Annotated in this window: 10 protein-coding genes; 5 read left to right on the top strand and 5 right to left on the bottom strand. The window is 61.0% G+C overall.

All coding sequences use genetic code 11. The annotated features are described in order from the left end of the window. Nucleotides 1-144: 144 nt before the first annotated feature. Together HU727_RS24370 and HU727_RS24365 are read right to left on the bottom strand one after the other, a co-directional pair. Nucleotides 145-999 carry a DUF4123 domain-containing protein gene (locus tag HU727_RS24370; RefSeq protein ID WP_186530724.1) on the bottom strand — a complete coding sequence of 285 codons (855 nt, stop codon included), beginning with the start codon at nt 997-999 and terminating at the stop codon, nt 145-147. Continuing rightward, on the bottom strand, nt 996-3,071 hold the full coding sequence (locus HU727_RS24365; RefSeq protein ID WP_186530722.1) for a type VI secretion system Vgr family protein: 2,076 nt from the start codon (nt 3,069-3,071) through the stop codon (nt 996-998). The genes HU727_RS24370 and HU727_RS24365 overlap by 4 nt, the downstream gene beginning before the upstream one ends. A gap of 484 nt (nt 3,072-3,555) precedes the next feature. Between HU727_RS24365 and HU727_RS24360 the strand changes: the two genes are divergently transcribed. From HU727_RS24360 to HU727_RS24345, 4 genes are all read left to right on the top strand, one after another. Continuing rightward, nucleotides 3,556-4,632, top strand: a complete 1,077-nt coding sequence (locus HU727_RS24360; RefSeq protein ID WP_186530719.1) for a putative 2-aminoethylphosphonate ABC transporter ATP-binding protein — start codon at nt 3,556-3,558, stop codon at nt 4,630-4,632. Further along, complete coding sequence (locus HU727_RS24355; RefSeq protein ID WP_186530717.1) at nt 4,632-6,356, top strand: putative 2-aminoethylphosphonate ABC transporter permease subunit; 1,725 nt, start codon at nt 4,632-4,634, stop codon at nt 6,354-6,356. The genes HU727_RS24360 and HU727_RS24355 overlap by 1 nt, the downstream gene beginning before the upstream one ends. Nucleotides 6,357-6,387: 31 nt before the next feature. Then, nucleotides 6,388-7,413: a putative 2-aminoethylphosphonate ABC transporter substrate-binding protein gene (locus HU727_RS24350; protein ID WP_186530716.1), complete on the top strand. Its 1,026-nt coding sequence runs from the start codon at nt 6,388-6,390 to the stop codon at nt 7,411-7,413. 179 nt (nt 7,414-7,592) lie between these two features. Next, complete coding sequence (locus HU727_RS24345; RefSeq protein WP_186530714.1) at nt 7,593-8,726, top strand: TIGR03364 family FAD-dependent oxidoreductase; 1,134 nt, start codon at nt 7,593-7,595, stop codon at nt 8,724-8,726. Between the two features lie 102 nt (nt 8,727-8,828). Here HU727_RS24345 and HU727_RS24340 read toward each other — a convergent pair whose 3' ends face one another. Beyond that, nucleotides 8,829-10,193, bottom strand: coding sequence for a GTPase/DUF3482 domain-containing protein (locus HU727_RS24340; RefSeq protein ID WP_186531488.1), 1,365 nt, complete (start codon nt 10,191-10,193; stop codon nt 8,829-8,831). 4 nt (nt 10,194-10,197) lie between these two features. Beyond that, complete coding sequence (locus HU727_RS24335) at nt 10,198-11,571, bottom strand: DUF2868 domain-containing protein (protein ID WP_186530712.1); 1,374 nt, start codon at nt 11,569-11,571, stop codon at nt 10,198-10,200. Between the two features lie 85 nt (nt 11,572-11,656). On the opposite strand from HU727_RS24335, the gene HU727_RS24330 reads away from it, so the two are divergent. Then, nucleotides 11,657-12,169, top strand: a complete 513-nt coding sequence (locus HU727_RS24330; RefSeq protein ID WP_186530710.1) for a dihydrofolate reductase — start codon at nt 11,657-11,659, stop codon at nt 12,167-12,169. Nucleotides 12,170-12,277: 108 nt separating this feature from the next. Here the strand turns inward: HU727_RS24330 and HU727_RS24325 are convergent, their stop codons facing one another. Beyond that, on the bottom strand, nt 12,278-13,669 hold the full coding sequence (locus tag HU727_RS24325; RefSeq protein WP_186530708.1) for an L-cystine transporter: 1,392 nt from the start codon (nt 13,667-13,669) through the stop codon (nt 12,278-12,280). Nucleotides 13,670-13,893: the final 224 nt, after the last annotated feature.

Below are 13,893 nucleotides of genomic sequence, written 5' to 3'. Positions count from 1 at the left end.
TGGCTGGCACATACACTGCGATGGCCTCATAGCGGAAGTCCGGCGGCATATCGGCGGTAAAGGTGAACGTATTCGGCTCGCTGCTGGCGCAGCCTGCGAGTAGCGCAAGACAGCCACCCAGACTTGCGGTGCGCATGAGGCGTTTCATAAGGTGGCATCTCCTTGGCAGAGGGCTGTGGCTAGGCGCACCCGCTCGAAATGTTCATCCGGCATTTCTCCGGGCCGAACCTGCCAATATGGCGACAGCGTATCGCCCTGCGCTCGCAGGCCCTGGATCAACAGAAACTCCAGCTGCTCCGGCGCCAGCCAGCCCCACGCTTCTGCCTGCGCCAGTCGGCCGCGCAGCCACGTATCAGGGTCATGTTGTTCGGCAAGTCTGGCGTAAGCCTGAACATGCTCCGCCAGCAAGTAGCGGTGTGCATTGATCAGGCGAATTTCAGCGGCCTGTGTGTCGGGCGCCGGGACTTGGTGCCATAGCGGCTGCGCCGGGACTGGATAGGTAGCGGGGGCGGGGTTATTGGTGCTTTCCCAACGTGTGCCCTGCCAGTAGCACACGCTGATCGCTGGGCCCAGAAAGGCCGGATACGCTTCTTCGGTCAGATGCGCAAGGGCGCGGCTCAGCACCCGATTATCGTGAAAGCGGTAGAGCGCCTGATGCGGCCGCGCGCCGATGATCAGGCGCGCCTGCCAATGCTTGACCAGGCTTTTCAAATCGCCCTTTTGAATGCTGGCAAACCAGCCCCAGTTACGTTGTGCGTTCTTCAGCAGTTCCTTTAAACGAATGTCGTCAGGCTGATCGAAGGTGAAGACGAATGGCCCGGCATCAGCCAGATCCGCAACCAGCGTGTCGTTATAAACGCTCAAGTAGTCGTCGAATTGGCAGCTTTTCAGCAGAGACTGGCGCATATCGCGCTCGCTCTCCGCGTTCAGAACAAGGCACAAGGTGTGGCCGAGTCTTTGCTGGTCTCTCATCCACTGGTGCGCTGATGAGTCAGTCATGCGGCGGCTCCCCTGGTCAGGCAAATACCCTCGCGACAGGCTTCGCAGAGTGGACAGAAGTCCGATCCCAGCGCATTGCTGACCGCCATCAATTGGTTTTGGCTGGGTGCAATCATGGGCGGCAATGCTGCTGGCACCGCCAGGGCATCATTGGCGCCCGGCATTGACAATGCGGCAGCGGAACCTGCCACCGGGACACCACCGAGCTGAATTTCGCTGCTGCTGAAAATGCCAGCATGGCCGATCACAATGTGCTGCCCACCCGCCTTGAGGCTGATGCTCGCGCCAGCTTCCAGCGTCAGGTGCGCTCCGGCCTTGATGTGTACTTGCTGGCCGGCCTCGACGACCAGCGTCTGGTCGACGCGGGTGTGGCTGTTGCTGGCGACATGCAGATAGTCATTGGCCTTGAGTTGCACTTTGCGGTCGGCGCTGATGGTGCGGTGTTCTTCGGCTTCCAGCACGCTGATGCTGTTGCCCTTGATAGTCTCCCGGCGTTCGTTGCCTACCTCGAGGTGACTATCGTTTTCTACTTTCTGCTCCATGTCTCGTTGGGCGCGCAGATAGATCAATTCCTGGCCGGCGCGATCCTCAATGTGCAATTCGTTGAACCCACCATTGTCCGGCGAACTGCGAGAGCGAAAAACGCTGCGGGTTTTGTGGGCGGGCAATTCGTAGGGCACAGGGTTGGCGCTGTTGACCAGACAGCCACTGATCACCGGTTGATCGGGATCGCCTTCAAGGAAACTGACCAACACCTCCATGCCCACTCTCGGGATGGTGACGCTGCCATGGACGTTGCCAGCCCAATTGGACGACACGCGCAACCAGCAGCTGCTTTTGTCATCCTGGCCTCCTTCGCGGTCCCAAAAAAATTGCGCTTTGACTCTGCCGTGCGGGTCGCAGTGTATTTCCTCGCCTTTGGGACCTGTGACGATGGCGGTCTGGCTGCCCAGCACTCGCGGTTTCTTGTAATGCTGGGGTGGCCGGTAGAAAACGTCCCAAGGCGTCGCAACAAACTGATTTCGATAGCCTTGAACAAATTCATTTTCTTGAGCGGAGCCTGCGCTGGTCAGGCTCTCTTCCAGCACTTGCGGTTGTTTACACTCGTGGCGTACTTCGGTGAGCAACCAAAGATCATTCCACTCCGTGCGCGAATGCTCGGACATCTCCATAAAGTGCCCGGATAGCAACGCCTGCTCATCACTTTCGCCTTCAGCTTGCCGATAGTCGGCACGAAGGCGCTCCAGCGCTCGTCTGGTTAAAACCTTGCCTCGCTCACGCAGGGTAAAGCGGCCGGGGTAGTCGTAATCTTCCAGAGCTGATTGCGCCGGGCGGGCATCAGGTTGGTATTGGGACTCCAGCAGAATACGGGACTTTTCGAAGTCGTAATCACGTCGTGTTGTGCGAGTGGTGCGCGCTTCAACTCGCAGGTCGAACTGTTTGATCACCGATCTCTCGGCAACCATGCCGCTGTCCTGTTTGTAGGGTGTCGGCCGGTCAAGCTTGAGGAATACGGTTTGATCGTCACCAAACACCATGAGGTGTTTTTCTCGACTGTGCCGGAAGTGGTAATGAATGCCTTCCTCTTGGCAAAGCCTTTGGATGAAATGCAAATCTGACTCGTCGTACTGCACGCAGTAATCACGATTCGGATAAAGAGAGTTCAACTGAAAAACATGAAAGTCGCGATGAATGCCGTGCTCTTCCAATACTTGCGCAATGATCTGCGGAACCGTCATTTGTTGAAAAATACGTTGGTTCTTACGTAAACCCAAATAAGACACGCGAGGAACCAGCGTGATGCTGTAACGCGTCAGACGCTTGCCTGCGTCGCCTTGCGCAACGCGGTGGATTTGCCCGTGGATACCATTGCCACCTTCGCTGAACGCCAGAAACGCTTGTTTATGCAGCAGGCTTTCAAGATCGAGACTCGGCCTTTCGCTGACCAGTACCACGTCGAAGGCGTAGGGTGTGCTTATCGCTTCTCTACCGCTGAACTCCAGGACTTGAAGATCGTGCTCCAAATCAGCAAAGGTCAGACTGGAAGGTGCGAGATGGTGAGGGCTGTACATCCTTTTTACCCCTTCGACAGTAGCTGTAGTTTTGTATCTGGACGTGTTGGTTCAGATGCGATGACCGAAAGCTAGCAAATGCATCGAAGTAAAAATGTAGGAGGCATCTTTTAAGGTTGAAGGAAAATACTGTGATTGTTTATGTTGTTCGGAAGTCGCTCCATTGAGTCATTGCGAGGCTCGTAGTTCTGCCATGTATGTAGGATAAATACGACAGATAAATAGTTAATTCGATTTGCAGATTAAACTTGTGTGTTTGTATGCGTTTAAATCCTGCTGAACTTTACTGCCTGGAAAAGATCGCAGCCTTCGGCAGCTCCTACAGGGGAGTACGCATTCCAGGGCAGGAGCTGCCGAACGCTGCGGTGTTTTGATCTTGAACCCAAATCCGCGAATACGACTATCACCGGTTTTTGCCTTACTGCCACATGACGGACGCATTACAACCCTAGGATTGGCCTCATCCGCTTGATGAGGTTTGTCCATGAATCCTTCCATCGCAACTGCCCTGACCGACCCCGGCGCGCCGATGAAAGTGCGCGGCGTGCAGAAGCGCTTCGGTGCGTTTACTGCGCTGGATAACGTCTCCCTCGACGTCGAGGCCGGCGAATTGGTGTGCCTGCTCGGCCCGTCGGGTTGCGGCAAGACCACATTGCTGCGCTGTATCGCCGGGCTGGAGAAACAGGACAGCGGTGAGTTGTACCTGGGCGATCGCGACGTTTCGCATCTCGCCCCGCAGGCCCGGGACTACGGGATTCTGTTCCAGTCCTACGCGTTGTTCCCCAATCTGACCGTCGAAGCGAACATTGCCTACGGCCTCGCCGGCAGTGGTCGCGACGAAGTTCGCCGTCGTGTCGGGCAGATGCTGGAACTGGTCGGCCTTATCGGCAGCGAAAAGAAATACCCCGGCCAGTTGTCCGGCGGCCAGCAACAGCGCGTCGCTCTGGCCCGAGCCTTGGCGCCGTCACCGTCGCTGCTGTTGCTCGACGAACCGATGTCAGCTCTCGACGCCCGGGTGCGCGAACATTTGTGCACCGAGCTGCGCCAGCTGCAACGCAGCCTCGGCATCACCACCCTTATGGTCACGCACAATCAGGACGAAGCCATGCTGATGGCCGACCGCATTGCCGTGATGAACAACGGCCGGGTCGAGCAATACGCCACGCCTCAGGAAATCTACAACCGCCCGGCCACGCCGTTTGTGGCTGAATTCGTCGGGCAGGGCAACTGGTTGCCGTTCCAGCGCAGCAGCGCCAGTCATGCCACGGTCGGCGGAATGAGTCTGCGTCTGGCGGATGGCAGCGTTCAGAGCGCGTCGGGCCGACTGTTTTGCCGTCCGGAAGCGATCAACGTCAATCCGCCCGTCCACGAAGAAAACCTGTTTCCGGCAAAAGTCCGCGAAATCACATTCTTAGGCAATCGCTGCCGCATGAGCTTCGAACTCGACCAGTTGCCCGGCCACGCGCTGCTCGCCGAACTGGCCCCGGAAGCCATGCCACGCCTCGGTGCCCAGCACATCATGGTGGCTCTGCCGCCGCGCAGCCTGCAGGTGTTTGCCTGATGGGTGTCGGGATCGCGTTGCCGTTGCCAGACAAGCAGGAGCGCCGGACTTCCCGTGCCGAGGTCGGCGATCGCGTTTTCGTGGTCGGCGGAAAAATCCTGTTGCTGGTGTTGCTTGGCCTCGCGGTGTTGTTGCCCTTGCTCGCAATTTTCTGGCGCGGTTTCAGCAGCGAGGCCGGGCAGGGCGGTGGCTGGCTCGCGGCGACAGAATTGGTAACCAGCGAGAATTTTCACTGGCTGCTCGGTAACAGCCTGAAAGTTTCCCTCAGCGTTGCGGCCATCGTCGTACCGCTGGCGTACCTGTTTGCCTACGCGCTGCAACGCACGCTGATTCCTGCCAAAGGCATCTGGCGGGGGATTTCCCTGCTGCCGCTGATGGCGCCGTCGATGCTGCCGGGCATTGCGCTGGTCTATCTGTTCGGTAATCAGGGCATGTTGCGCGGGTTGCTCTCGGACAACATTTACGGTTTCTGGGGAATTGTGCTGGGCGAGGTGATTTACACCTTTCCCCATGCGCTGATGATTCTGCTCTCGGCGCTGTCGCTGGCCGATGCGCGTCTTTTCGATGCCGCTTCGAGCATGGGTGCGAGCCCGGCCAAGGCGTTTCGCAGCATCACCTGGCCGGCAACCCGTCAGGCGGTGTTTGCCGCGTTCTGTCTGGTGTTCACCCTGACCATCACCGATTTCGGTGTGCCGGTGGTGGTCGGTGGCGACTATCAGGTGCTGGCGCTCGAGGCCTACAAAGCCGTGGTCGGCCAGCAGCAATTCGGTCGCGGCGCGTTGATCGGCATGGTGCTGTTGCTGCCAGCGTTGTTCAGCTTTGGCGTCGATGCCTGGTTGCGTCGGCGCCACGGCGATTCCATGAGTGGCCGCGCGCAGGTATTCAAACCGATGCCGTCGAAACTGCGCGACGCGTGTTATCTGGCGATTGTCCTGCTGATCTGCGCCGCGTTGCTGCTGGTGTTCGGCATGGCGGTGTTCTCGTCGCTGGTGAAGTTCTGGCCGTACAACCTTTCGCTGTCGCTCAACCATTACCAGTTCAACGAAACGGCCGGCGGTGGCTGGCTGGCCTATGGCAACAGTTTGAAGATGGCCGTGGGAACCGCATTGATCGGCAGCGTGCTGATCTTCACCGGCGCTTATCTGATGGAAAAGACCCGTACTCAGCCCGGCCTGAACCTCGCCTTGCGCATGCTCAGTTTCGTGCCGATGGCCGTGCCGGGGCTGGTGCTGGGGTTGGGTTATGTCTTTTTCTTCAACCTCAGCGGCAATCCGCTGCACGTGCTTTACGGGACGATGACGCTGCTGATCGTCTGCACCATTGCGCATTATCTGACCACCGCGCAGATGACCGCGACCACTGCACTGCGTCAGCTCGACGCCGAGTTCGAAGCCGCCGCGCTGTCACTCAAGGCGCCGCTGTACCGGCATTTCCTGCGGGTCACCGTGCCGATCTGCTTGCCAGCGTTGCTGGATATCGTGCGCTATCTGTTCGTTTCGGCAATGACCACGGTGTCGGCGGCGATCTTTCTGTACAGCCCCGACACTATCCTCGCGGCGGTGGCGGTGCTGAACATGGATGACGCCGGCAATGTCGGCGGCGCGGCGGCGATGTCGACCTTGATTCTGTTCACCTCGGCGGGCGTTTCCCTGCTGCTGGCGTGGGCTTCGCGCGGCTTGCTGCGCCGCTCACAGGCCTGGCGGCAAACCACGCCCGGCCACTGATTCACACCCTCAACTCAACAGGAAAACGATCATGTTCAAGCCTATGGCCCTGGCCGCTGCTGTGCTCGCTACTTTCAGCCTGAATGCCTTCGCGGCAAAAACCGAGTTGACGGTGTACACCGCCCTCGAAGCCGAGCAATTGAAGTCCTACAAAGAAGCCTTCGAAAAAGCCAACCCGGACGTCGGCATCAAGTGGGTGCGCGATTCCACCGGGATCATCACCGCCAAATTGCTTGCCGAGAAAGCCCGGCCACAGGCGGATGCAGTGTGGGGCCTGGCCGCTTCGAGCCTGGCGATCCTCGACCAGCAAGGCATGTTGCAAAGCTATGCACCGAAGGATTTGGACAAGATCGGCGCCAACTACCGCGACGCCGCCAACCCGCCGGCCTGGGTCGGCATGGACGTGTGGGCCGCGACCATTTGCTTCAACACGGTCGAAGCCGAGAAACAGGGCTTGAGCAAACCGGTCAGTTGGCAGGACCTGACCAAGCCTGAATACAAGGGCAAGATCGTCATGCCGAACCCGGCGTCGTCCGGTACCGGTTTCCTCGACGTCAGCGCCTGGCTGCAAACCTTCGGCGAGCAACAGGGCTGGGCGTACATGGACGGCCTGCACCAGAACATCGGCCAATACGTCCACTCCGGTTCCAAGCCTTGCAAACTGGCAGCGGCTGGGGAATTCCCGATCGGCATTTCCTTTGAATACCCGGCGGTACAGCTCAAGCGCCAGGGCGCGCCGCTGGACATCATTCTGCCGAAGGAAGGCCTGGGCTGGGAGATCGAAGCGACCGCAGTGATCAAGGGCACACCCCATGAAGAAGCGGCGAAGAAACTCGCCGACTTCTCCGCCAGCGCCGAGGCGATGGATCTGTACAAAGAAAACTTCGCCGTGCTCGCACAGCCGGGCATCGCCAAGCCGCAAACCGAATTGCCGGCCGATTACGAGCAACGCTTGATCAAGAATGACTTTGCCTGGGCCTCGAAGAACCGTGACGCGATCCTGGCCGAGTGGCGCAAGCGTTATGACGGCAAGTCTGAAAAGGTGGCGACCAAGTAAGACCTTTTCCGGCTGAAAAGGCCCCTTCGCGAGCAGGCTCGCTCCCACAGGGGAGCGCGCTGATCGTTCCCATGCTCCGCGTGGGAATGAATCCCGTGACGCTCTGCGTCACAAAGGACGCGGAGCGTCCCTGGCTGCATTCCCACGCAGAGCGTGGGAACGATCATTGAGGTAGTTTCATGACACACCACAGAGACTTGCTGATCGTAGGCGCCGGCATTCTCGGCCTGTCCCATGCCTACGCGGCCGCCAGGCGCGGGTTGAAAGTCAGCGTATTCGAACGCACCGCCACGCCGCTCGGCGCTTCGGTGCGTAACTTCGGCCAGGCGCTGGTCACCGGCCAGCCACCGGGGCAGATGCTCGAACTGGCCAAAGCCAGCCGCGACATCTGGGGTGACTGGTCGCGCCTCGCCGGCCTGCAGATCAAGCGCAACGGCTCTTACCTGTTCGCCCGGAACGAAACCGAAGAACACCTGCTCGAAGCCTTCTGCAACAACCGCGCGGTGGAACACGGTTACAACGTCGCATTGCTGCGCGGTGCGGCATTGCGCGATGTGTACGGCGGCCAGTTCAGCCACCACCGGGCCGCGCTCCACGGCATGGATGATCAACAGTTGTACTCGCGCGAAGCGATTCCGGCGCTGATCGATTACCTGCGTCGCGAACTCGGCGTCGAGTTTCATTTTTCAACGCTGGCGCGCGACGTCGAACCGGGGCGTCTGCGCAGCACTGCTGGCGACTTCACGGCGCCGCAAATCATCGTCTGCTCGGGGCATGATTATCAGACCCTGCTGGCCGAGCCGATCGCGGCGCTCGACCCGCAAATCTGCCGCCTGCAAATGCTGCGCGCCAAGCCGCTGATTAATCTGAATCTGCAACACGCCTTGCTCACCGGCCTGAGCTGCGTGCATTACGGCGCCTTCGCTGATCTTCCGGAAGCGGCGGGGGTGCAGGCGCAAATCCTGCGCGACGCACCGCATCTGCACGAACACGGCATTCACCTGCTGATCAGCCCGACGCCTTACGGCGAGCTGATCATCGGCGACTCGCACCACTACGGCAGAGACCCTTCGCCGTTCAACGCCGAGCAAGTCGATAACTGGATGATTGAACTGGCCGAGCAGACGTTGGGCTGCAAGGTGCAAGTGGTCGAACGCTGGCAAGGCGTTTACGGTTCTCGCGGGCCGGGGCCGTTTTCGTTTCTGCGCCCGGCACCGGGATTGAGTGTGGCGCTGATGCACACCGGCGTCGGCATGAGCGTCGGCCCGGCGTTGGCGGAGCGCAATATCGCCCAGTTATGGGAGCAGGAATGAGTCACGAGCAGCCGGGTGGTAGCCGCATTCGCGAGCAGGCTCGCTCCCACAGGGATTCGCATTCCAATTTGGGAGCGAGCCTGCTCGCGAATGGGTCCGGCGTTACAGATCTGCAGCCAAGGCCTCAATCTGCTCCTGCCGCTCCGCCTGGTTCAGTTTCGGATGCGGGTTAAGCGACGACCACTGCGGATGCGCCCGCGCCTTGCTCAACGCCTCGGGCAACTTGCCCTCGCGCCAGGTTTTGTCCACAGGCGTGGCCACTTGAATGCTGTCCATCGCTGCGTGGCCGCGCTGATCGAGCGCCAGCACCAGTTGCCGTTGACGCAACGCCAGCAAGCGCAACACGCCGTCGTCCACGGTCAGTTCCCGCTGCCCCTTGATCTTGCCGAGCAAACGGCTGCCGTAAGTGCGCGCCGTCTGCAGCGCGCCGCCGGCAATCGCGCCGGCCAGTGCCGCCGCGCCGAGGGTGATTCCGCCAACCAGCAAGTCCACGCCGGCGCCCGCTGCCGCACCCGCCGCAATGCCGCCACCGACGCGCACGCCAAGCTGTTTCAGGGTTTCCGGGTTGAAAAGATCGTCGCCCCAGCGTCCGTCCAGCAACGGTAGATCACTGGCCGCCGCGTCCTGCGGACGGAATGCGTAGAGTTTGAGCAGCGCCTCGACACAGCGCTGTTCACGCTGGCGCACAGCCTTGCGCAGTTCGCTGATGGCTTGCTGTTCCTGCTCGGCCTCGCTGACCACGCTGCGCCGGCACGCAGCGCAGTCGATCAACAGTTCGGCAATCAAGCGCGCGGCACTGTGCTGACGGGCGAGGCGTTGAGCCTGTTGATCAGCAATCAACCGTTCAAGCTGCGGCCGGGCGTTTTCCAGCAGCAGTGCAAGGCTCTCATACAGACGGCGCTCGCCATCCTCGGGCGGTGCGACGCTGTCGAAGCGCACCAGCGCATGCAGGCCAAGCCGTGCCAACGCCTCGCGCCAGTCTGGCTCGCGATGGTTGGCGCTGCTGACAAAATTCAGCACCGGCAGTAGCGGTTTGCCGCAACTGGCCAGCACTTCCAGCTCGTCACGGTACTTCGCCAGCACCGGTTCGCGGGCGTCGATCACGTACAGACCGGCATCGGACGCCAGCAACTGGCGCAGCACTTTGGCTTCCTGTTCGAAACGCTGGCGCGCCTCGCTGCCTTCGAGAAAGCGCGCCAGTCGCGCCGGGCCGTCGAGGCGTTCGCCGGGGCGTTCCAGGCGTTCGAGAAAGTCCAGCAAGGCGATGGCGTCTTCCAGCCCCGGCGTGTCGTAGAGGTCGAGCAACGGCTCGCCGTCCACCGACAATCGCGCGCCCTCGACGTGGCGGGTGGTGCTCGGGCGATGGGAAACTTCGCCGAAACCGACGTCGCGAGTCAACGTGCGCAGCAGCGAAGTCTTGCCGACGTTGGTGTGGCCGACCACGGCGAGTTTCAGCGGCGCTTTCAGGGCATCAGTCATGTCCGCTCTCCAGCCAGTTGAACGGCGCGCAATCGGCGAATCGCAGTCCCAGTTGTTCCAGCGCAGCATGCCAGTCACCGAGACGGTCGGCATCCAGCGCCTCTCCGGGCGGCGCTTGCAGTAGCCAGACACGGGTTTCGGCCGCACTGCGCGCCAGTTCGGCGATCAAGGCGAGGCTGCCGCGATCCGGCGAGCGCCTCGGATCACAGGCAATCGCCAGTCGCGCCGGCGGAAAGCGGCTTAGCTGCTCGAGGATTTTGTGTCGCGATTCGCGGCTGTCGAGAATCCCGGCGTTGCTGACATGCTTGGGCAATGCCGGCGGCCATGGGCGCTGGTCATCGAGCTCGATCGCCACCAGCAGCGCACCCTCGCTGGGAAGTTCGCCGACCTGGCTTTCGACGCGATGCAGCTGCGCCGGCTCCGGGTCGCTGACGCCGAGGCGTTCGCTGCTCGGCATCAGGCGTTCGCGCAACTGGGCGTAGCCGGGCAGGTTGAGGTCCAGACGCAACGCAGCCTTACCGCGGTTCCAGCGCCAGAAACACACCAGCGCGAGCAACAGGCGCGGCAATAAGCCGCACACCACCAGCACGCCGACCAGCCACGTCGCCCAGGCCTGGCGGGCGCTTTCGATGTCGAGTGCGCCGTCACCGCTGGCGCGAATCATCTCCACGCTCGGCACGTTGAAACCGAGCAGCGACGGCAGATAACCGAGCGCCTGGGTGACGTGGATAAAGGTGTCGGCGCTGAGCAAGGTGGTCTCCCAGACGAAGCCGTAACGCCGGGTCGCCATCAACATCAGCAGCAAAACCAACGCACTGAGCATCGCCATAAACCACAGGCCGTTGACCAGCGCACCGAGCGCCCAGCGGTTGAGCTTCCTGCGTTGCAGCATGAGCAGCAGGGCGGGCGCCAGTTGCGCGGCTTTGGCATCACGGGCGAGCTTTTCGCTGAGCCATAACCATAGGCGCCCAAGCGCAGCGCCCTGTTCGCCGGCAAATACCAGCCCCAGCGCCCAGCTCAGCAGCAGAATCAGGTTCAACCCGAGCAGGCTGCCCAGGGCCCAGAACACATTGACCGGGGTCTGCCCGAGCGCGGCAAAGGCCAACCCGGCGCCGCTCAAAATTGCCAATATCGTCAGCAGTACCAGCGCCAGGCGTGCGCCTTGCAGCCAGTGCTGGAGTGCGGCGGTCAGCCCGTCACGCTCGGCCAGCCATGACGCCCGGCGCTGAATGCGCCTCGGCAGATCACCGCCAGCGGTGCGGGCCAGACGGTTGGCTTCCAGGTCATCCAGAGGCCCTGCGTATTCTTCACGCAGGCGAATGGTTTCGGCGAGCCAGAGGTTTTGCAATGGAGTCAGTTCAGTCACGCGGCGTCCCGTCGCTTTATCGAGCGCTGAGCATAACCGCTGTGGCGCTTATCCGGGTAAGCGAGGCTCTGGTATCCTCGCCGACATGACTAAATCACTCCCCTTAAGCCTGATCGCAGCCCTCGGTGAAAACCGCGTGATCGGCGTCGACAACAGCATGCCCTGGCACCTGCCGGGGGACTTCAAATACTTCAAGGCCACGACCCTCGGCAAGCCGATCATCATGGGCCGCAAGACCTGGGATTCGCTCGGTCGTCCGTTGCCGGGACGCTTGAACATCGTGGTCAGCCGTCAGCCTGATCTGAGATTGGAAGGCGCAGAGGTGTATCCATCGCTGGAAGCCGCAGTGGCTCGCGCCGAAGAATGGGCGAAAGAGCAGGGCGTCGATGAGTTGATGCTGATTGGTGGCGCGCAGTTATACGCTCAAGCGCTTGCTCAGGCGGATCGTTTGTATCTGACTCGCGTGGCACTGAGCCCGGAGGGGGATGCGTGGTTTCCGGAGTTTGATCTGAACGACTGGAATCTGGTATCGAATGCGCCGAATCCGGCTGAAGGTGACAAACCGGCGTACAGCTTCGAGGTTTGGGAGCGCGCATGATCGTTGCCACGCTCTGCGTGGTAACGCCTCAAGGGACGCTCCGCGTCCAGTAACGCGGAGCGTCACGGGCTGCATTCCCACGCTGAGCGTGGGAACGATCCTTTGAAACTAAGCCTGAGCCAACTCCGCATGCTCATCGGCATCCAGCAATGCTTTATCAGTCTGCTGCATCACCTGGCTGGTAATCGCGCCGGCGGTGATTGAACCACTCACGTTCAACGCCGTGCGGCCCATGTCGATCAGCGGCTCGACCGAAATCAGCAGCGCCACCAGTGACACCGGCAAGCCCATCGCCGGCAGCACGATCAGTGCGGCAAATGTCGCGCCGCCACCGACCCCGGCCACACCGGCCGAACTCAACGTCACAATCGCCACCAGCGTCGCGATCCACAGCGGATCGAGCGGATTGATACCGACTGTTGGTGCGACCATCACTGCCAGCATGGCCGGGTAGAGGCCGGCGCAACCGTTTTGACCGATGGTCGCACCGAACGATGCGGCGAAACTCGCCACCGCTGGCGGGATGCCCAGACGACGGGTCTGCGCCTCGATGCTCAGCGGGATGGTCGCGGCGCTGGAGCGGCTGGTGAACGCGAACGTCAGCACCGGCCAGATCTTGCGGAAGAAGCGCAGCGGATTGATCCCCGCAGCCGACACCAACAGACCATGCACCACGAACATCAGGCCCAGGCCGAGGTACGACACCACGACAAAACTGCCCAGCTTGATGATGTCCTGCAGGTTGGAGCCGGCGACCACTTTGGTCATCAGCGCCAGCACGCCGTAGGGGGTCAGCTTCATTACCAGACGCACCAGACGCATCACCCAGGCTTGCAGGGTGTCGATGGCGTTGATCACTTTCCGACCTTTCTCGACGTCATCCTTGAGCAGCTGCAACGCGGCAACCCCAAGGAATGCTGCGAAAATCACCACACTGATGATCGAGGTCGGCTTGGCCCGCGCCAGATCGGCGAACGGGTTTTGCGGGATGAACGACAGCAGCAGTTGCGGCACATTCAGGTCGGCAACCTTGCCGGCATAGTCCGTCTGAATGGTTTGCAGGCGGGCCATCTCTTGAGTGCCAGCGACCAGACCTTCAGCGGTGAGACCGAACAGATTGGTCAGGCCGATGCCGATCAGCGCCGCGATGGCCGTGGTGAACAGCAGCGTGCCGATGGTCAGGAAGCTGATCTTGCCCAGCGACGAGGCGTTGTGCAGACGCGCGACGGCGCTGAGGATCGAAGCGAACACCAGCGGGATTACGATCATCTGCAGCAACTGCACGTAACCGTTGCCGACCAGATCGAACCAGCCAATCGACGCCTTCAACACCGGGTTGCCGGCACCGTAAATCGTGTGCAGCGCGATGCCGAACGCCACGCCGAGGGCGAGTGCGAGCAGAACTTTTTTCGCCAGGCTCCACGAGGTGTGGCGGGTTTGGGCCAGACCGAAGAGCAGGGCGAGGAACACCAGCAGGTTGAGAATCAGCGGTAGATTCATGGGGACTCCAGAATAGACTTTGCCAACAGCCTTCCGGGGCTGCTGCGAACCGGGAAGCCTAACAGGTTGATTTGCAATGAATTAATACCGAAATCGAAGGGTGACCGTCGTTTTTGGAATAAGTGCATGTCGCTGCCGGCAATGCATTTGGCGCGATAGGGACGCACGCGGTCGCTGACAGGCGAGAGCCGTCACACTTATTTGTTAGCGTCGAACTCTTTCGA

The sequence above is a fragment of the Pseudomonas khorasanensis genome, from assembly GCF_014268505.2.
Lineage (GTDB): Bacteria > Pseudomonadota > Gammaproteobacteria > Pseudomonadales > Pseudomonadaceae > Aquipseudomonas > Aquipseudomonas khorasanensis.
This window is presented reverse-complemented; position numbering and strand designations above follow the sequence as displayed.

Excerpts from the sequence above, each read along its gene's own strand:
- HU727_RS24370 (WP_186530724.1), bottom strand. The coding sequence starts at position 999 with ATGACTGACTCATCAGCGCACCAGTGGATGAGAGACCAGCAAAGACTC.
- HU727_RS24365 (WP_186530722.1), bottom strand. The coding sequence starts at position 3,071 with ATGTACAGCCCTCACCATCTCGCACCTTCCAGTCTGACCTTTGCTGAT.
- HU727_RS24360 (WP_186530719.1), top strand. The coding sequence starts at position 3,556 with ATGAATCCTTCCATCGCAACTGCCCTGACCGACCCCGGCGCGCCGATG.
- HU727_RS24355 (WP_186530717.1), top strand. The coding sequence starts at position 4,632 with ATGGGTGTCGGGATCGCGTTGCCGTTGCCAGACAAGCAGGAGCGCCGG.
- HU727_RS24350 (WP_186530716.1), top strand. The coding sequence starts at position 6,388 with ATGTTCAAGCCTATGGCCCTGGCCGCTGCTGTGCTCGCTACTTTCAGC.
- HU727_RS24345 (WP_186530714.1), top strand. The coding sequence starts at position 7,593 with ATGACACACCACAGAGACTTGCTGATCGTAGGCGCCGGCATTCTCGGC.
- HU727_RS24330 (WP_186530710.1), top strand. The coding sequence starts at position 11,657 with ATGACTAAATCACTCCCCTTAAGCCTGATCGCAGCCCTCGGTGAAAAC.
- HU727_RS24325 (WP_186530708.1), bottom strand. The coding sequence starts at position 13,669 with ATGAATCTACCGCTGATTCTCAACCTGCTGGTGTTCCTCGCCCTGCTC.